General features: G+C 59.0%; 15 protein-coding genes. 3 read left to right on the forward strand and 12 right to left on the reverse strand.

Annotated elements, in window-relative coordinates:
- Positions 1–13: 13 nt before the first annotated feature.
- Both K5E80_RS05700 and K5E80_RS05705 read right to left on the reverse strand, forming a co-directional pair.
- Positions 14–1,939: a DUF1302 family protein gene (locus K5E80_RS05700; RefSeq protein ID WP_246590883.1), complete on the reverse strand. Its 1,926-nt coding sequence runs from the start codon at positions 1,937–1,939 to the stop codon at positions 14–16.
- Positions 1,940–2,322: 383 nt separating this feature from the next.
- Complete coding sequence (locus tag K5E80_RS05705; protein ID WP_220635253.1) at positions 2,323–2,709, reverse strand: MMPL family transporter; 387 nt, start codon at positions 2,707–2,709, stop codon at positions 2,323–2,325.
- A 45-nt stretch (positions 2,710–2,754) separates the two neighbouring features.
- Here K5E80_RS05705 and K5E80_RS05710 point away from each other — a divergent pair, with 45 nt between their 5' ends.
- Positions 2,755–2,961, forward strand: a complete 207-nt coding sequence (locus K5E80_RS05710; protein WP_220635254.1) for a hypothetical protein — start codon at positions 2,755–2,757, stop codon at positions 2,959–2,961.
- 257 nt (positions 2,962–3,218) lie between these two features.
- On the opposite strand, the gene K5E80_RS05715 is transcribed toward K5E80_RS05710, so the two are convergent.
- From K5E80_RS05715 to K5E80_RS05740, 6 genes are all read right to left on the reverse strand, one after another.
- Entirely contained in the window at positions 3,219–3,977 is a 759-nt protein-coding gene (locus K5E80_RS05715) for an SDR family NAD(P)-dependent oxidoreductase (protein ID WP_220635255.1), read from the reverse strand.
- Positions 3,970–4,581 carry an HD domain-containing protein gene (locus tag K5E80_RS05720; protein ID WP_220635256.1) on the reverse strand — a complete coding sequence of 204 codons (612 nt, stop codon included), beginning with the start codon at positions 4,579–4,581 and terminating at the stop codon, positions 3,970–3,972. Before K5E80_RS05720 ends, K5E80_RS05715 begins: the two co-directional genes overlap by 8 nt.
- The gene (locus K5E80_RS05725; protein WP_220635257.1) at positions 4,578–6,014 is read right to left on the reverse strand and encodes an aldehyde dehydrogenase family protein; all 1,437 of its coding nucleotides are present in this window, start codon (positions 6,012–6,014) and stop codon (positions 4,578–4,580) included. Before K5E80_RS05725 ends, K5E80_RS05720 begins: the two co-directional genes overlap by 4 nt.
- Positions 6,015–6,058: 44 nt before the next feature.
- Positions 6,059–6,718, reverse strand: a complete 660-nt coding sequence (locus K5E80_RS05730) for a hypothetical protein (protein ID WP_220635258.1) — start codon at positions 6,716–6,718, stop codon at positions 6,059–6,061.
- An 86-nt stretch (positions 6,719–6,804) separates the two neighbouring features.
- Complete coding sequence (locus K5E80_RS05735; protein WP_220635259.1) at positions 6,805–7,836, reverse strand: PEP/pyruvate-binding domain-containing protein; 1,032 nt, start codon at positions 7,834–7,836, stop codon at positions 6,805–6,807.
- 71 nt (positions 7,837–7,907) lie between these two features.
- Complete coding sequence (locus K5E80_RS05740; RefSeq protein ID WP_220635260.1) at positions 7,908–9,617, reverse strand: PEP-utilizing enzyme; 1,710 nt, start codon at positions 9,615–9,617, stop codon at positions 7,908–7,910.
- 244 nt (positions 9,618–9,861) lie between these two features.
- Here K5E80_RS05740 and K5E80_RS05745 point away from each other — a divergent pair, with 244 nt between their 5' ends.
- Positions 9,862–10,629 (forward strand): FadR/GntR family transcriptional regulator, encoded by a 768-nt coding sequence (locus K5E80_RS05745; protein WP_220635261.1) that lies wholly within the window; start codon positions 9,862–9,864, stop codon positions 10,627–10,629.
- Positions 10,630–10,667: 38 nt separating this feature from the next.
- On the opposite strand, the gene K5E80_RS05750 is transcribed toward K5E80_RS05745, so the two are convergent.
- Genes K5E80_RS05750 through K5E80_RS05765 form a run of 4 tightly spaced genes read right to left on the reverse strand, consistent with a single transcriptional unit; the run spans position 10,668 to position 16,156 of the window.
- A complete protein-coding gene (locus K5E80_RS05750) occupies positions 10,668–12,662 on the reverse strand; it encodes a heterodisulfide reductase-related iron-sulfur binding cluster (RefSeq protein ID WP_220635262.1) in 1,995 nt (664 codons plus the stop codon).
- A gap of 21 nt (positions 12,663–12,683) precedes the next feature.
- Positions 12,684–13,664: an electron transfer flavoprotein subunit alpha/FixB family protein gene (locus K5E80_RS05755; RefSeq protein WP_220635263.1), complete on the reverse strand. Its 981-nt coding sequence runs from the start codon at positions 13,662–13,664 to the stop codon at positions 12,684–12,686.
- A 2-nt stretch (positions 13,665–13,666) separates the two neighbouring features.
- Positions 13,667–14,479 carry an electron transfer flavoprotein subunit beta/FixA family protein gene (locus tag K5E80_RS05760; protein WP_220635264.1) on the reverse strand — a complete coding sequence of 271 codons (813 nt, stop codon included), beginning with the start codon at positions 14,477–14,479 and terminating at the stop codon, positions 13,667–13,669.
- A gap of 15 nt (positions 14,480–14,494) precedes the next feature.
- The gene (locus tag K5E80_RS05765) at positions 14,495–16,156 is read right to left on the reverse strand and encodes a phytoene desaturase family protein (protein ID WP_220635265.1); all 1,662 of its coding nucleotides are present in this window, start codon (positions 16,154–16,156) and stop codon (positions 14,495–14,497) included.
- A gap of 519 nt (positions 16,157–16,675) precedes the next feature.
- Here K5E80_RS05765 and K5E80_RS05770 point away from each other — a divergent pair.
- Complete coding sequence (locus tag K5E80_RS05770; RefSeq protein WP_220635266.1) at positions 16,676–18,430, forward strand: sigma-54-dependent Fis family transcriptional regulator; 1,755 nt, start codon at positions 16,676–16,678, stop codon at positions 18,428–18,430.
- Positions 18,431–18,644 lie beyond the last annotated feature (214 nt).

Here is an 18,644-nt window from a genome sequence, read left to right on the forward strand (position 1 = left end):
GATGTCTCCTAGATTAGAACTTGTAATTGACTTGAAAGTAGATGTCGTTCTGATCGAATGCAGCACCAATCGGGCCGGCACGGAAACGCCCGAGAGGTTCGACGCCGCCCAAACCACGAGAACCTGCGACGAACGGATTCGGGTCGCCATTGGGTGCTGTGAAAGGCGGCCAGGGATTACAGAAGCGGCAGTCATCAAACTGATTCCGGTTGGGATCGCCGTACTTGTAATTGGCGCCGAAAGTCAGCCGCAGATTATCGGTAATGCTCCAATCCACGGAGGGTGCAACGGCATACGCTTGCGCCCTGAAGTCGCGCGCCATGATCAGTTGCGGACTCAGCCGGTCGCCCACGAGGAAAGCCTTGATCAGTAAGGTGCCAATAAAATTATCCTTCCAGTCCGGCATGCCGACCGGGCCGTAGACACTGGAGAAAAGCTCGTGGTCAAAGATGTGCTGGTAGAACAACTGGCCCGAGAACAGCGTGGTCCGGGTTTCGCTGATGAACGGCACAAATGTCGGCCGATCAATCCCGATGACGCTGCGGAACACATGGTTTCTCGAATAAAGATTGGGACTGGCCGTATTGGGAAACTCCTCACCGCTGGTATAGGCGCCTTCCATCCGCACTGCCGCATCCACAGCCGGAATCTGGAAGTCAAGCGAACCACCGACCAGATTGACGCGCGGAAACTCCATGTTGAAGGCAATCAGGTACGGCCATGACGACTGAGATACCCCGGTGAAGGCATTGACCGCCCCCTGGCCGCCGTGCAAGGAAGGCAACTGGGAGCGATAGGTCAATGCATTCAGGGAGAAGTTGAGCCCGCTCGAAGCCACACCCTCGAATTTCACCCCCAACTGGGTGTTATTGAAACTCCATCCAGGCAGGTTGACATTGTTGATACCGATCTGGTGCGGGCCGAAGTTGGTGGCTAATAAGGTATTCGGCCCGACGTTGGCAAAGTTCGAGACGGTGCCGCCGTTATCCCACAGATTCTTCATGCCGCGGAAGAAGCAGCCTGCATCCAGAATCGAATTGGGCGTTCCACATTGGCCGAGGTTGTTGGCACGGAACTGGTCGAAATTCCAGACTACCTGAAGATTGCGCTCCTGCAAAATATCGCCGCCACCAAAGCGCCACTCGACCTGTGCAATCCACATCGGGATGCGGATGTCCTGCAACTCGTCATAGATGTTGTTGCGCGAGTAATCCACCGGGTTAATCACATCGAGCACCCGGAACAAATCGGTACGGCCCCAGACGACCTGCTGCTTGCCGACCTTGACGAACAGGTCGGTGCCGTCACCCAGCTTGAACAGCTTCTTGGCGTACAGTTCGCGGATAAAGTCGAGCCGGCTGTTGAACTCAGGCGAGGCCAATTCGGTTTTCGTGCGATTGCCGTAACCGCCAAAGTCCGTGCAGCCGCGGGAATCGACATTACAGGGCCGCACCGGAACACCGAATGCGACACCGCCGTTGATGCCATGCCAGCCGTCGCCCAACACGCGCAGGCCGGAATTCGAGTTGCTCGCGGGATAGGTGTCAACAAACGTGTTGAGAGGCAAGCCCAGTCCACTAACCGCCGTATGAGTAACGGGGCCAGTTCCCCAAGGAGTGCTTAAATAACCGCCCGGGGTCGTCGATTGCATGTTGATTGCGCCGCCCGCGTCGTTACCGAATTCCCCGCTGTTCATATCGTAAACACCATCGTAGGTGCCACGCAAGACGGAGTGGATCGCCCATCCGTCGTTGACGCCTTTGTCAGCCTCGACCTGAATCGTATTGCGGAACTTGGACAAGCCAACAGTTTCCCCCGTCGCGTCCTTGCCGCGGTAGGCGGTATGATTTTGATAATAGATATCCGCTCGCCACGGTGTCGAGCTGTCAACCGCCCCCATGTCGGGAAGTCCGTCGGCCAGCGCCATTGGCGCCGTCATGGCGAACCCAACCCATGCCGATAGCATGATTCGCCGACTCTTCCAAATGTTTCTTTGTTTCATTGGTATTCCCTCCTGTTTAAAATTATCCAACCCACAAAAACATCCACTCGAACAGCCAACGCCACTACTTCAATGCCACTACTTTCCAGATTTTTTGATTCCTTGCCCGCTTCAGTCAAGAACCGGTTCCAAATATGCCCATTTGCTGGTGAAGTTCTTGCGCCGCCCCGCTGTAACTGATCCCGGTAGACTTCTATCACCGTAGAAGCATGGCCATTTATCCATGCAGCAGGTTCGGCGCTTGATGGCTGTCATGTCACTCAAGCCTTGGCTGCTCCCTGCGCCCCAACCTGCAATATGCCATCCTCGCCCAGATATGCCTAAGTAATAAAATGCGGCTTGAAAATCATCACCCACGCCGGCATCAGCAGCATCGCGGCGGCCGCGTTCAACACCAGCATGAGCGAGAGCAGCAGTGCCGAATCAGACTGGAAGCGCAGTTGGGAGAACACCACCCACATGATCACGCCGGCAATCAAGGTAGTTGCGGTGAAGGTCACGGCGAATCCCGTAGTGGAGATGGCGCGTAACACGACCTGTCGCAGATTACGCAGCTGTGCCATTTCTTCCCGAATACGCTGCATGATGTAAATGGCGTAGTCAATCCCTACGCCGATATCCACGGCGATCACCGGCACCGTATTGACGTTCATGCCGATATTTTTGATGCCCGTATAGGCGTAAATCATGATCGTGGCGAATATCATTGGCAGGATCATCAGCCAGCATCAAATGAGCCATAGAAAATCATCATGAAGACAAAAGCCAGGGCCAGCATCAAGGGTATGGTCAGAAAGTTGTCATTGCGGGCTTTCTCTGCCGCTACCTCATCATTGATGTTTGCTGTGACATTACAGCCCAACATCGCGAAAATAGCTGATGCACTACCTAACCATCTCGGCACTGTCGTCATTGTTGTTGTTGACCACCGCATCCAATTCCTCCCAAGAGTATTATGATTGTGTGATGTAACGCAAAATTCGGGCCATCTAACGTTGGCGCAGTGCAATATTTCGGATTTAGAGAATGACCACGATTTGTTTAGAGCCAAGCAAAATACAGGTATCGCCAGTACGTGCACACGCAGCAAAATTACACATGCAATCACAGAAACGATTGTGCTGATGATCCAGCGCAGTCAATCGACTACTAGTCATTTGATGAAATATCGTGACTCGTGATTGTTGAATTGATCTATTTCCATGGTCAATGAAGTTCAATTGAACTGGCGACCACCGTCGACGACGAGTGTTTGGCCAGTGACGAAATCGCTGGCCGGCGAAACAAAAAACAGCAGCGCCCCGATCAGGTCGTCAGTCTGCTGTGCCCTCTTAATCGCTCCACGATTCACTCCGTATTGCGCCGCATCCTCTATCAATCGCAAGCTGGCTTCAGTCAGCGTGAAACCTGGGGCGATGGCGTTGATACGGATGCCGTAATCGCCGGCCTCCCGCGCCAGGGCACGCGTGAGACCGATGACGCCGCCCTTGGCAGCAACGTAATGGGCCCAGAGCGGTGAACCACTGTAGAACGTGGCCGAGGCGATGTTGACGATGCTGCCGCCACGCTCACGCATGTAAGGAAACACGGCGCGTGCGCAGAGCCATGGTCCTTTGAGGTTGACTGCCATGAGCGCGTCCCACTCGCCGGGAGTGATTTCGAAGAACGGTTTGCGGACGATGCTGCCATAAACGCTGGCGTTATTGATCAGCGTGTCGATCCGGCCCCAGCGCTGCGCAACCGCCTTTGTCATCGTCTCGACAGAGTCCTCGTCCGCCACGTTAACCTCGACAGCCATCCCTTCCCCACCCTTGGCGACGATCTGTTCCACGGTGTCGGAAGCGCCCTGAAAGTTGCAATCTGCAACCGTCACCCGCGCGCCCGCCCCGGCCAGCGCCAATGCGAACGCCCTCCCTAAACCGCCTCCGGCTCCCGTTACGATCGCCACTTGCCCGGCCAAATTCGACTCAGACATGACCGACCTCAGCCACTGCATGTTTGACTTTGGCGAGCGCCTCGTGCGCCATCTGCTTGCCACGTTCCGTAAAGAACCAGCGATCGATTTGATTGCTTAACCACGGCACATACTCCTTGAGCGGCTTGCCAAATTCCCGATAATGGATATCGACTCCCACTAAGGTAAAGCGCCACAGCTTGTCCGCGTCCTTGACCAAAGAATCCTCCTCCGAGAGTGACTCCAGCCGCGAGTCGTGCCCGTCGATAATGCGCACGATCATCTCGCGCTTGCGTGGATCGTAGTTAACATCCGTCAGGATCTCGTTAGCGATGCGCGCGCCATCGATTTCGTGTTGGCGCCGCAACGACTCGTCCTCGATTCGCCGCAGCGACTCGTCCTCCATGGTCGGCCCGTAAGCTCGCCCCTGCTCTTCCTCGGGGATCAACTTCCAGCCGACGTCGTGCAGAAAGATAGCCGGGATGACGATATCCGCGTCCGCCGCCGGGTATGCCAGAAGCAATTCGCAGCCGTGCAAATAAGCCAACGGCATATGAAAGTCGTTGAAGCGGGTGTTCCAGTATTCGCGCGCACGCAGATAAACGGGGTAGTGGGTTTCTTTCATTGTGCTGTCGACAGATAGATGGTTTTCAACTCCAGATACGCCTCCAGGCCATAGCGGGATTTCTCGCGGCCCAGTCCGCTCTCCTTGTAGCCGCCGAAGGGCACCATGTTGTAAGAGCGATGGATATTATTGACCCATACCGAGCCGGCTTCAAGGCTCTCGGCGGTGCTGAGCGCCACACTCAGGTCGGTGCTGAAGACGTAACCGGCCAGACCGAACGGCGAATCGTTCGCCATCTCGATGGCTTCCGGCAAGGAAGCGAAGGGCATTACACCGACCACCGGACCGAAGGTCTCTTCCCGCATGATCTTCATCGACTGCTGCGTGTCGACGAGTACGGTGGGAGGAAAGAAGTAGCCGCGATCGTAATCGCCGCCGAGTAGCCGTGCGCCTCCGGCTGCAGCTTGCGCGCCCTTGCTGAGCGCGTCTGCGACATGCTCGACACTGGTTCGAAAGATTTCTTCGCTGACTATCGGCCCCATGTCGCAACCCAGGTCCAGGCCATTGCCGACCTTGAGAGCCGCTGCCGCACGTGCGAAACGCTCAATGAACATTGGATAGATTTCACGATCGGCATAGATCCGGTTAACCCGGTAACAAAACTGCCCGCTGTTGGCAAAGGCATGCCGCACCAGAGCCGGGATGGCGACGTCGAGGTTCGCATCGCGGCAGACGATGGCCGGCGACTGGCCGCCCATCTCGAGTGTCAGCCGCTTGTTGGTCGCAGCGGCCATGGCTGCGATACGTTTGCCTGCCGGGCTGCTGCCGGTGAACCCGATTTTTCGCGGCGTCGGGTGTTCCACCAAGGCCCTGCCCAATTCCCCGCCGGAGCCGGTAATCGCATTGAATACGCCGGGTGGATAGCCCACCTGGTGGAAAAGTTTAGCCAGCAGCAGCGTGGTCAGCGGTGTATCGGAGGCCGGCTTGGCGACCACGGTGCAGCCGGTCATAAGCGCCGCGCCCAACTTGAACGTCAGCAACGTGATCGGATAGTTGAACGGAGCGATGGCGACAACAACGCCGACCGGCTCCTTGACGACCAGCACCCGCTCGTTCTCCTCGTTGATCATCGGGATTTCGCCGCGCAGCCGCAGTCCTTCCTCGGCAAAGTAGTCGAGCAGGTCGGCCGCGCGCTCGATCTCGATCTTTGCTCCGGCGAGCGGGCGACCCAACTCCAGCGTCAGCAGGCGGGCGAATTCCTCGACTCGTTCGCGCAGCCGTTGAGCAGCCGCATGTTGCAGCTTGGCGCGACGGGCCATCGGAACCTTGCGCCACTGCTTGAAGGCAAGTGCCGCCGAGGCAATCGCCCGGTCGGCATCCACAGCATTGCCTGCGGGTACGGAATCGATCGTTTCGCCCGTCGCGGGGTTGACGACCGGAATCGTTCGCGACGTAGTCGCCGGCGTCCATTTTCCATCGATGAAGAAGTCCATGTTGGTCCTTGTGCAGCGTTGCCACCGCTTAACAAACGATGGTGTCAGAAATGCGCCATCATCTCTTTCATAAAATAGGGCAGGTCGATGCGACCGGTGGGCGCCAGTATCCTGCTGTGGTAGTCCGTCACGTACATCGACTTGAGCTTGCGTATCACGCGCCGGAATTCGTCAGTGTCAATCGCCCGCGCAATGTCGACGAGGTTGGCGGCAGAGGACTCGGCCAGGATGTAGGGTCCGGAACCAACCACTACGCGCCATCCTGCCGTCACAATCAGGCCAAGTTTTTCCAGGGTTGGGATGTAGTCGCCCGTGACAAATTCCGTGTATTGCTGCTCCATTCCCGGCAGCAGGTTCCAGTATTGATTGAACTTCCAAAGCCCGGTCTGGATCTTGTAGCCATCCATCTTGACCCGGCCGGTCGGGATCAGAATCTTGCTGTGATAGTGCGTCACAAATTCCATCAGCCGATTCGTGACTTCCTCATAGTCCGCTGAGGCGAGCGCCTCTTCGAGTTCGTTCAGGTTCTGTGCCAGACCGACGGCAATGATCCTGGGGCCCATACCCACCGTCACGTAGTACCCGCCAACCAGCTTGATGCCGATTTTTTCCAGCGTCGGGTTGTAATAACTCATCAAGAAGTCGGAATAGGCCTCCTGCTTTCCTGGTGCGATGTCCCAATGTTGGTTGAACAGAACAGCCATGAATCCTCCTTGTGCGGGTGAAGTTTGCTGACGACGTATCTTTTCCTGTGGGCTTCGTCACTTCCCGAGCTTCAATCCAGATCGGGTCAACGGCGGAAGAGCCTTGCCATCTGGTCCACGATGTAGTCGGCATCGGCATCTTTCCGTTGCGCGGTGAACTTCGCCGGACGCGCCTGCACCCAGATCACATTCTCAGGGAACGGCAGATCCTGATCCACCACCCACTCCATGTCCTGCGGCACGCCGAAGTGCTTTTCGACACTCAGGGCGATGCGGACGAGTTCGTGGATTTCCGCGTCTTCGAGGCACGGAATCTCCTGCAGGTGGGAAGGGACATCGGCTTTGACCGTGCCATTAACGGTTGAGACGACATAGCGCGACTTCTTGTTTATGTTCTTTTCAATGGCCAGGCTCACCTTGTCTACCATGAAATTATCCGGCGTGATATCGCCACTCACCACGCTCTCGCCCAAACCCCAGTTGCCCTCGATGACCACGTGATCCGTGTCGCCGGTAGTCGGGACAACCGTGAGCAACACGCCAGCGCTCTTGGCACTGACCATCCTGATGACGGCGACGCCTATCGGCGCCTTGTCCACGGCCATCCCCTTTTCCAGGCGAAAGGCGATGGCGCGCGTGTTGAACGTGCTCTCCCAGACTTCGAGCACGCGCCGCATCACCTCAGAACTGCCGCGTACGTGGAGGTAGGTCTCCATCTGGCCGGGCATGCTCACGGAGCCGCTGGAGCGCACTGCTACCGGCAAGTCAGCTTCGCCACAGCGGGCGCATAGCGCCTCGTAGTTACTTACGATTTGCTCGGCGATGCCTGCTGGCAACGGTGTTTCCGCGATCATGTCCTTCGCCGCACGGCTGGCGTCCATCTGTTTTTGGACGCTCTTCTTCAGATCCTCGCCAAGCGAGGCAAAATAGGTTTCGATGCGCCTGCCGAGACCAGTCACCCGCATGTAGTTCTCGAAGCCGTCCACCGAAATCGCGAATCCCGGCGGGACACGCATCCCGAGTTTGGTCATCTCTCCCAGGTTCGCACACTTCCTCCCAACCAAGTTGAGGTGCTCCTGTCCAACCTCTTCCAGTGCATATATCCACTTCTTCGTCATCAGCATTTGCTCCTAGCCAGTGATAGTTCGAGACGAAGCAGCCTTGCTGCCCGTCGGTTCGCAGGAGAAAATTACTTGTCGAGGATATAAAGGGCACCCATGTTGGCGTCCACTCGTATCCGCTGTCCCGTCTTGATTTTCTGGGTTCCGACAAACACATTCATCAGCACCGGGATGCCGTATTCGCGTCCCACAATCGCCGCGTGCGACAAGGATGCGCCCCTGTCCATGACAACGCCCTTGATGAAGGAGAATACCGGCGTCCAACTCGGCGAGGTCGTCGCGGTAACCAGAATCTCTCCCGGCTGGACGTCGGCGAGCTGGTCTTCGCTGAGGATCACCCGCGCCAGTCCTTCGACGACCCCCGGCGAACCGCAAGTACCATGCAGATCGGCATTGAGCTCCGCTCTCACAACGGGCATCGAGCCCACCACCACTTTCAGGGCAATCGGATCATTCGACTTGACCAGCATGGCCATCGCCTGGTCCATGTCGAAGCCTTCCCTGAGAATCACCGGGGGATTGGGCGTTTTGCACCACTCCTGCCATTCTGCGCGCCGGCTCACCACGCTCGGCTGCAGCTTGTATTGGTCCGGGTTGATGGCCACCTTGCGGATATCCTCGGGTGTGATGAAGAATATGTCTTCGAGAGTATCGATGGCGCCCGCGCTGACCAAGCGCCGACCGATACCCAGCGCAGAGCGGCGCATCATGGCGTGTGTATAGAGGTCGAGATAGTGGTCGTGCTCCTCACTAAAGATTCCCGATTTCTGTGCCAGCCGTAGCACCGTTGTGAACCATCCCTTCTGCTCGGGCGCAATCTTCGCGAACACCTCCTTCTCGGCTGCTTCCCGCTCCTTGCTGATCTTTTCGCGCTCCTCCTCGAGGTTGAAGCCGCCCCCTTTCACCAGGAACTGTTTGAGGTTCGTCAGGGGCGGGGCAGGATCCTCGATCCAGGTGGGCATGTTCATCTCGGACATGCGCTGCATGCGCCAGCCGTCCTCGTTCAGGAATGCGCGGAACTCTGCCATGAACCCGTGTCCACTCGGCGCAGCTTCGACATTTGCCGCGATATCCGCTGACTCGCTGCGCAGGATGATGTCCGCCAGTCCCAACTTTGCCGCCTTCTGGGAAAACTCCCAGATCCGCTTGTCCACCTGGAGGACCTTGTTGTCGAAGCCGGCGATAAGCTTGTGGAAGAGCGGGTGGGTGTCGTCGATTCCTATCAGCTCGCGACACATGTTCTCAAACAGGATGTAGCCCGTGAAAGTGCCGTACATCATGTACATGTGCACTTCCCACATGCGCCGGCAAACGTTGATCGTCTGCTCGAAGTTGTCGAGGAGTTCGATATTGCTGGCCTTGTCGAGGTCGAGCTTTTTCAGATCTTCGTACAGAGCCAGTATCTCGTCGAGCTGGCTGCGCCAGAGGCCGTCGTAATTCTCGATGAATGGCCGGATCGTCACGCGAAAACGCTTCTCCCGCTCAAGTTGCTCGGCCTCGGTCTTGACCAGCATCACGGTCAGGTAGCCGCCGCCGTTCTTGAAGCGCCAGTCCCAACCCTTCACGGTCGGCAGCGAAAGCTTTTCCGCGCCGTACTGCATGCCGTGCCGGCAAAAGTTGATCCAGAACCAACCGAAAAGAGGCGTCCACGGCGGAACCGAGTGGGTCGCATCGAGAAACCAGGCAGGCGATTGTTCCAGGTCAGCCTTCTCGTCAAATTCGAAACCTGGAACAGCTGGCGATGCCATTTTCGTCTGAACGACGGCAATGTTGGTCATGATCTTCCTCCTAATTTTGATTGTTTCAAATTTCCGCATATCGCCTTCAACACCTCTACGGGCGTCTCTAATAACCTCTATGGCGGCATCATGCGGTTTATCTGGCGCTCGATCAACTCATTTATACAATTCCTGCTAAAGCTATCTATAGGATGCTGTCAAATTCTTCGAAATCTATTGAATCCTCGGCGCTGGTAGTGCATAGTTGCGGAAGCCATCTTATCTGTTTATCAGACCAACTTTAATGCTAGCCAAAATATCCATTACTCGCAATGCGTCCCTTTCCAAATCGATCGTTCATGAGATCGCTCGATTAGTTGCCATTGGCAAGATCAAACCCGGCGACAAGTTTCCTCCTGAATCCGTGCTTGCCGAGCAAATGGGAGTCGGTCGCTCGTCGATTCGCGAGGCGTTCCGTGTGTTTCAGATTCTCGGCGTGACAGAGGCCAAGCCAGGCCGGGGAACGATTCTGGTCAACACGGCGCCCCTGTTTGCGCTGACGGACTGGTCCGAATTCACCAGCACGGAACTGATCAATGACATTGTCGAGGCGCGTTTCATGCTCGAACCGTTGATCGCGGCCATGGCGGCGAAGCGCGCGGATGCAGCTGGCATTCGGCGCATCGCGGAGACGATTGAAGCGGGCCGCAGGGCGATCGGCAACGAGGCCGCGAGCATTCAGACGGCGCTGGATTTCCATACCGCAGTCGCCGATGCCAGTGGCAATCAGACCCTGCTGCTCGCGACACGCCTGTTGCGCAGTCTCTACTTCGAGTCGAGGCGATTTTCGCGCCGTCGTCTCGAGAATTACGAGACGCTGTTGAAGGATCACGAAACGATCCTCGCCGCGATCCGCGATCACAATCCGAAAGCAGCCAGGGCCGCCAGCGAAAAACATATGCAGCATGGCTTCCAGATGGTTCTCGATTCCACCGAAGACGTTGCCCAGGACAGCAAGAGAAAAGCACCTGGTGCGCGCAAAGCGCGGGCACGCAACCCTCGCAAAACCTGAGGGGCCAGTGGGCCCATTTGCTTGCGGGACGCCGGGGCTCACAAGGCCACCCCCGCGCTGGTGCCGTGCATGGACGCATCGAGAATTTCGGCGATATCGCGAACCTGCTGCAGCGGGGCCTTGCCGTTTCCCTGCCGCGCCGCCGTCTTGCTGCCGTCCTCAAGCATCAACAAGCAGAACGGACAGGCCGTGCCAATCACCGGAGCGCCTGTTTCGCGCGCCTGCGTCGCACGAATGACGTTGACGCGCTGATTCGGTGGCTCGATCGCGAATGAGCGTCCGCCACCACCGCCGCAACAGAATGACTGCCCTTGGGAACGCTCCATTTCAGTAACCGTCGCACCCGCTCCCGCGAGGACCGAACGCGGCGCATCAAATTCGCCGTTGTAGCGCCCTAGATAACAAGGATCGTGGAAGGTAACCGTGCCCGCCACGCTCTCCTCCTGCAGAGGCGGCAGTTGACCGCTCTCCATCAACTCCGCCAGCAGTTGGCTGTGGTGCGCAACCTTGTACACGCCGCCGAAATCTGCATATTCATTCTTCAGCGTGTTGACGCAATGCGGGCAAACGCTGACTATGCGATTGAAGGTACGCGCATTGAGCGTCTGAACATTGGCTGCAGCCTGCATCTGGAATAGATAATCGTTGCCGGTGCGGCGCGCGACGTCGCCAGTGCATTTCTCGTCGTCGCCGAGAATGGCGAAATCCAGCTTTGCCGCGCGCAGCAGGCGCACCAGGGAGCGCACGACCTTCTGCGCACGCGCATCGAGCGCTGCCGTGCAACCGACCCAGAGCAGCGTGTCGGTCGTCTCTCCTGGCTTGAGCACGCGAACGTCGAGATCACGGCACCAATCCAGACGGGAGAATCGAGTGCCCGCCCAAGGATGACCCCGCTGCTCAATCGACAACACCGCGCCAGAGATCCCGTCGGGAACGCTGCCGGCCTCCATCGCCAGGTGCCGGCGCATGTCGACAATCTTGGGTACATGTTCGATGAACAGCGGGCAGGCCTCCATGCAGGCGCGGCAGGTTGTGCATGCCCAGATCGTTTCTTCCTTGATGGTATCGCCGATCAAGGCGCCGCCTATACCCTGTCCGTCGCCCCCCTGCTTTTCCAAGAGATGGTCGCGCAGATTCATGATCAGCAACTTCGGACTGAGCGGCTTGCCCGAAGCATAGGCCGGACACATTTCCTGGCAGCGTCCGCATTCGGTGCAGGAGTAGAGGTCGAGCACCTGCTTGCGGCCGAGTTGGCCGATATCCGAAAGGCCGAGCTTCGGCTGTTCGAGATCGATCGTGATCAGGCGTCCGGCCGGCTGCAGGTCGCGCAAGTAGACGTTGGGGATGCCGGCGAACACATGGAGATGCTTGGATCCCGGAATGTAGACGAGGAAGGCCAGGATGGCCAGCATGTGCAGCCACGCGAACCCCGTCGCGCCGGCATGCGCTGCCGGTCCGGTCATGCCCAAGGAAAGCAGCAGCGTTGCCAGAGCCGAGCTGACCGGCCGCCATGCCGCCGAAGGATCACTGCCAAGGATGCGGCAGGCGTTCTGCAGCAGCATGCCAATTGCGACGGCCGCGATCAAGCCGAGGATGATCGCGGCATCGCCCTTGTTGGAGCCCTCGAAGCGCGCCGGCACCAGCACCACACGTTGGTATGCTGCCATCGTGACGCCGACCAGCAACAGGATCCCGAAAATATCCTGCCCAAGCGCGATCCAGGTCGTACCGCCGATCGCTTCAAGCGCGAACAGCGGCGAGATGCCTTCGCCGAATACCTGCACCACGGCAGTGATCAGAAACACAAAACCAAAGAACATCATCATGTGCAACAGCCCGGCATAGGGCTTGCGCAGCAAGCGCGCGTGGCCGAGGATATTCACCACCACGCCCCAGGCGCGCGGTGCGAACGGCCCCAGGCGCGCCTCGGCTGGCGCGGCCAGCAGCGGGCGCGCGAGACGCTCGAAGCGGAAACCGGCCCAAACGAGCGCCGCAACAACAACAACGAGGCGCAGGGCGAGTTCGATCGACATTTCAGTGCGACCGCACGGAGATCACGCAGCGCGTCCGGCCAATGCGTCGCGGAATGCCGGCATGACTTCATTCCAGTCGCCTACGACGCCATAGTTGGCGATCCCGAAGATCGGCGCGGATGCATCGCTATTAACGGCGACGATCACCTGCGACGACGAGCAACCGATCAGATGCTGGATTGCGCCGGAAATACCGACCGCAATGTACACATCGGGGGCGATGGTCTTGCCGGTCAGGCCGACCTGCAAGGCCGGTTGCACCCAGCCGGAATCGACTGCGACGCGCGATGCGCCGACAGCTCCGCCGAGGAGATCGGCAATCTCGCGCAACAAGGCGAAGGGCGCGGGGCCGCCGAGCCCGCCGCCGCCGGAGATGACGGTCTTGGCACGCTCGACGCTGATGCCTTCGACGGCAATGCGCTTCGGCGCCTCGCACGCCGTCGCCAGCGGCGGCGGCTCGAACGCGTGGCGTACGGGCGCGATGTCGGTGACAGCGGTGTCGGGTTCGGCCGGCGCGAACGCGCGCGGACGCGGTACCACCACCCAGGGACCGGGACCAGCGCGCACCGTCGCGGCGACGGCACCGCCTGAGACGGGCCGCGAGCCCTGTAAACCGCCGTCCGCCGTCGCCTCAATCTGGGTCACGTCTTGCACCAACTGCCAGCGGCAACGCACCGCCAGGCGTGCCGCCATCTCGGCACCGAGTATCGTGCGCGGCGCGATTACCAGCTTCGGCGCAAGATTGCCGCACAACTGGATCAAGGCCGCGGCATGCGCCTCAGGCCACGGATCGGCCAGACGATCATCCTCAATTATGTGAAGTGCATCGGCACCACTTGCTGTCGCCTGGCGCGCTGCTGCATCCACGTTGGCGCCGATGACAGCGATGCTGATCCCTCCGGAAACAACGGCGGTCATGGTTCTGGCCAGCGTTACCAGTTCCCAGAACTCCGGCCGCAACTCGCCGGCGTCGACTTCGGCAACTATCAGAATGCCCGTCATGGTCAGCGCTCCCCGCCGAGCCGAATCACCCCGGCCTGCAACAGTGTTTCGGCCAGACGCGCGCCGGCAGCCGGCCCGTCCGCAGCCTCGATGAAGGTGCAACTGCGCCCGGTGAGCGGGATGGCAAGCGCCACCACCTCGGGGGCATGCAGCGTTGCGGCCTCGACACCGAGCTCAGCCAGCGCGATCTGCTTCGGCTGCTTGCGCGCCGCCTGCAGGCGCGCCGAGACGCTGGGCATGCGCAAGGCGCCGAGCTCGCTGGTGACCGTCACCAGCGCAGGCAATTGGGCATTCATCATCATCGAGCCGTCAGCGAGCACGCGTTCAATCTCGACACGCTTTCCGTCAGTGACTTTTACGCTCTTGGCGAGCGTAAGCAGCGGCATCGCCAGCAGATCGGCCAGGATGTAGGGGGTCAGCGCGTTGTCCCAGTCGGAACCCTGGCGCCCGCACAGAACCAGGTCGGCGCCGCCGACCTGGCGGATCGCGGCGGCCAAGGCCTGCGCGATCAGATAGGGATCCCAGGTGTCGAGCGAGGGATCCTGCACCAGGATCAACTGATCGGCGCCAACCGCCAGCGAGCGCTTCATCACTTCGTTGTTGAAGCTCTCTCCAGCGGCCACGCAGACGATCTCCAGATCCTTGATCGCCTCGCGCAGCCGCAGCGCCGCCTCCAGCCCCTGTTCGTCGAAACCGTTGATCACCGGCGGCGCGGAGACACCAGCGCGAATCTTCTTCTCGTTCTGATCGAGCGCCAGGGTGGACGCCGGAGTCAGTGGATCGATGACCTGCTTGAGGCAGACGACGACGCGCATCCCGCTCTCCTCTGGTTAGAATTCCCGCCCGGCCTGTTCCCAGATGCGCGCCAAAGAGCGATCCTGGGCGATGATCTTGTAGGCGATGTAGCTTGAGCCGCGACCGATGCCGCCGGCCGAATGCAGGTTGGACGAGCACATGTAGAGATTCTTGATCGGTGTGCGAAATCCCGACGTTTCCGGCGTGGGGCGGAAGCGGGTGAGCTGCGAGGCGAACATCGCCCCTTCGGTCCAGCCGCCTTCCTTCATGTCGGGCTTGCCGGCCTGCACGTCGTAGGGACCATAGATGCGCACGCCGATGATGTTGTCCTTGGTCATGTTCGGCGCGTACTTGCGCCATTCCTCGAGGGCGCGGTCGGTGAACTCTTCCTTGATGCGCCCCCAGTCGCGCGCCGAGAACAGCCGCGCCGGCGCGGTGAAGTCCTCGATCAGGATCGTGTGCTTGCCTTCCGGCGCACGGGTCTTGTCCCAGATGCTGTCGGGTGCAGTAAGGATATAGGGCTGTTGCGGGAAACCGAGCAGGAAAATGTCGTGTTGATATTTGCTTGCCATGTAGTCCGGATCCTTGGCGCCGGTATACAAGCGTGGCTGCGTGCCGACACCCGGATTGATGTTGTCGGCGGTGTATTTGGGCAGTTCGTGCATCGCCACATTGCCCCAGAAGATCTGGCCGCGGTCGTAGTGGATGTTCTTGATCCGGTGCAACAACCTGTCGTCGAACTTCTGCGCGCGCAGCAGGCGGAGAAAGGTCTGCGGCACACCGAGGTCGGAAATCACCAGCGGCGCTTTCAGGACACCACCGCGAGCGAGTTTGACGCCAGTCGCGGCGCCGTTCTCGACGATGATCTCGTCGACCTCGTAGCCGGTGAAATGCTGGACGCCGAGCTTCTTGCCCACCTTCACCAAGGCGTCGGTGATCGACTGGGTGCCACCCTTGACGATCGCCGCCGGTTCGAAGGACAGCACAAGGCCCATGACATGCATCAGATTCATCAGGCCCATCGCGTCGTCGGGGAAGGCGCCATTGGAAGTCGGGCAGGCGCGCATGAACAGCGTCCGCAGTTCCGGGCTCTCGAAGAAGTCGTAGGCGCACTGGCGCACCGACATGAACTGGTGCACCGGCTCGATGCCGCTGTCGGCGATATAGCACAGCGCCTCAAGATCATCCGGCGTGCCCCAAGGCGTGGGCGCGGTGAAGCGGTTCTTGTGGAAGGCCTTCTTCCAGTATTTCTTGTACTGATCGAACAAGCGCAGATACATGTCGGCGTCGCGCTGCGAAAATGCCTTGATTTGGTCATAGGTCTTCTTCACATTCTCGGGCGATTCCTCGGTGCGGCCAGTCTTCGGGTCGACCACGCGAAAAGCTGAATAGCCGATGAAGCTCGATCCATCCTCGAAAATCATGCCCTCGTTCTGTTCTGGGAAGACGTATTCGAGTCCCTCCTCGCGCAGGTTGAAATCCGCGTAGGCCGGATGGCCGTAAAAGCGGGTGAAGTGCGCGTGCGGATTCTGGCGGAATCCTGGTGCCGGCGCTTCCTCGCTGACCGCACCCCCGCCCAGGGCGGTGTGTCCTTCCAATACCGCCACCTGCAAGCCCGCCTTGGCGAGATAACAGGAAATGATGGTGGCGTGATGCCCTCCGCCAACCACTATCGCGTCATACGATGCATCTGCCATTTTCGCCCCCTTATTAGGTAGATTTGGATCGTTAATCCGATAACCTGATCATCAGACGAACTTTAATTGATTACCGATACCGTGTCAAGGGATATTTCGTTCGCTGTTGGGGTTCATTCGTTTTAGATGCATGCGCCCACCGCAAATCGGTGGCCTGCTTCGGCGCGGTGAGCCTGAGTACCGGCAAGTTCGTTCGCGCCATGTGCAAAAAGATTCGACGCAGCAGCATTCGAGACATTTCTCAAGAAGCTTTTGCGGCATCGCTCGCGGGACAAGCGCATGGTAATCGCGCAGGACAACGCCCGATACCACAACGCTGTATGTTCAAGCCCTGCTCCAGAAGTGGTGGCAACAATAAGATTGTCAAACGTCTTTGGCCACGGCCGTCGATTCTGCATATTTGGAATATACTTGCAAGAGCTCAAGGCTGTCGACAGTATAGAGTTCGTGAAGAATCCGCTGCATCGCTATAGATGCGGATCACCAACAGAGCGAGGAGATGACAGTGGGAGTACGGCAATGACCAAACTCCGCAGCGTCGGACGCATCACAAACGGGGATCTGCGCGCGCGCATGCATTTTTGTGCCGAGACCGGGCAGATATGGCTGCACGAGCACCGCATGCTGCTGGTACATGCCGAGGCGCAGGGAACCCTGCGCAAGGAACTGATTGACACCCTCGGCATGGACCGCGCCCGGGGCATCCTGACTCGCATGGGCTATGCCTCCGGCGTGCGCGATGCCGAACTGGCCCGCACCCGCGCCGAGGATTCGAGCGACCAGGAAGCTTTCATGACCGGCCCGCAACTGCATACGCTGGAAGGCATCGTGCAGGTGATGCCGGTCAAGCTGGAATTGAACCGCCACACCGGAAAGTTCTACGCCGAGTTTCTCTGGGAGCATTCCTGGGAAGGTCAATCGCATCGCCGCCTCTACGGCATTCACAGCGAGCCGGTGTGCTGGTCGCAGATCGGCTACGCCTGCGGTTACAGCTCGGCCTTCATGGGCCGCACGATTCTGTACAAGGAAGTCGAATGTACCGGCATGGGGCACAACAACTGCCGCATCATCGGCAAGCCGGCCGAAGAATGGGAGGATGCCGCCGAGCAGATGCGCTTCTTCAACAGCGAATCGATCGCCGATCAGCTGATCGACCTGCAAACCCAGGTGGTGCAGTTGCGCTCGTCGATTGGTGACCGCGATCAATTGCCGCAAGATGTCATGGGGATTTCGCCCGGATTTCGCGCCGCCTATGATCTGCTCAAGCAGGCCGCCGCCAGCCACATCACCGTCCTGCTGCAGGGTGAGACCGGCGTCGGCAAGGAAGTCTTCGCGCGAAGTCTGCACGAAATGGGGCCGCGCTGCAGCAAGCCCTTCGTCGCCGTCAACTGTGCGGCGATTCCGCACGAACTGGTCGAGTCTGAACTCTTCGGCGTCGAAAAAGGCGCCTATACCGGCGCACTCGTCTCGCGGCCGGGACGCTTCGAACGCGCCGACGGCGGCACCCTGTTTCTCGACGAGATCGGCGACCTGCCCGCCTCGGTGCAGGCCAAGCTGTTGCGCGTGCTACAGGACGGTGAGATCGAGCGGCTCGGCGACCAGAAGACGCGCAAGGTCAATATGCGGCTGGTGGTCGCCAGCAATCTTAACCTGCAGCAACTGGTCAAGGAAGGGCGCTTCCGCTCCGACCTGTATTACCGGCTCAATGCCTTCCAGGTCGTCATCCCGCCCTTGCGCGAGCGCAAGCAAGACATTCCGCTGCTGGCAAAACATTTTCTGGCCAAGCACACCGCGATCAATGGCAAGAAGCTGCGTGGCTTTACCGATAAGGCCAAACGCGCCTTGCTGGCGTATCCGTGGCCGGGAAACATCCGTGAACTGCAAAACGTGGTTGAGCGCGGCGTGATGCTGGCTCCTGGCGGGACCAGAATCGAGGTGAAGCACCTGTTCCTGTCTAGCAGCGATGAGCAGCCGCAGGAATTCGGACTCGACCCTACCGGAGGCCTTGACATCAACTGCTGGGAAACCGGCAAGGATCTGCTTGAGGCGGTTTTCAATGGTGTGCTGACGCTTGACCAAATCGAAGCCATGCTGCTCGAAACTGCTGTCGACAAGGCCCGCGGCAACCTGTCTTCTGCGGCGCGATTGCTGGGCCTGACCCGGGCGCAGATTGCCTATCGCCTGAAGCGTCTGCATGAGGGCAAAGCGGGTGAAAACGATGCTGCTTTACGATCATTAGACGGTACCATCACGGACTCGGCTATATGCAGATGATATTGCCACAGTCGATCGTGGACTATCTCGCCCTCACCATGCCATGTCACTGGCCACGCAAGCACAAAAGGGCCGTGGGCGGCGGACGTCTTCTTTGTCAGCGGCGGCTGTTACCCAATTTTCCTTTCTTGGCCCCGGAGAACCATTCACACAATTTCGCGCTTGTCGAGATACAGCGTTGAGAATCTGGCAGGCTGTGGTTTTCGAGACTTTG

It is taken from the genome of Georgfuchsia toluolica (assembly GCF_907163265.1).
GTDB lineage: Bacteria > Pseudomonadota > Gammaproteobacteria > Burkholderiales > Rhodocyclaceae > Georgfuchsia > Georgfuchsia toluolica.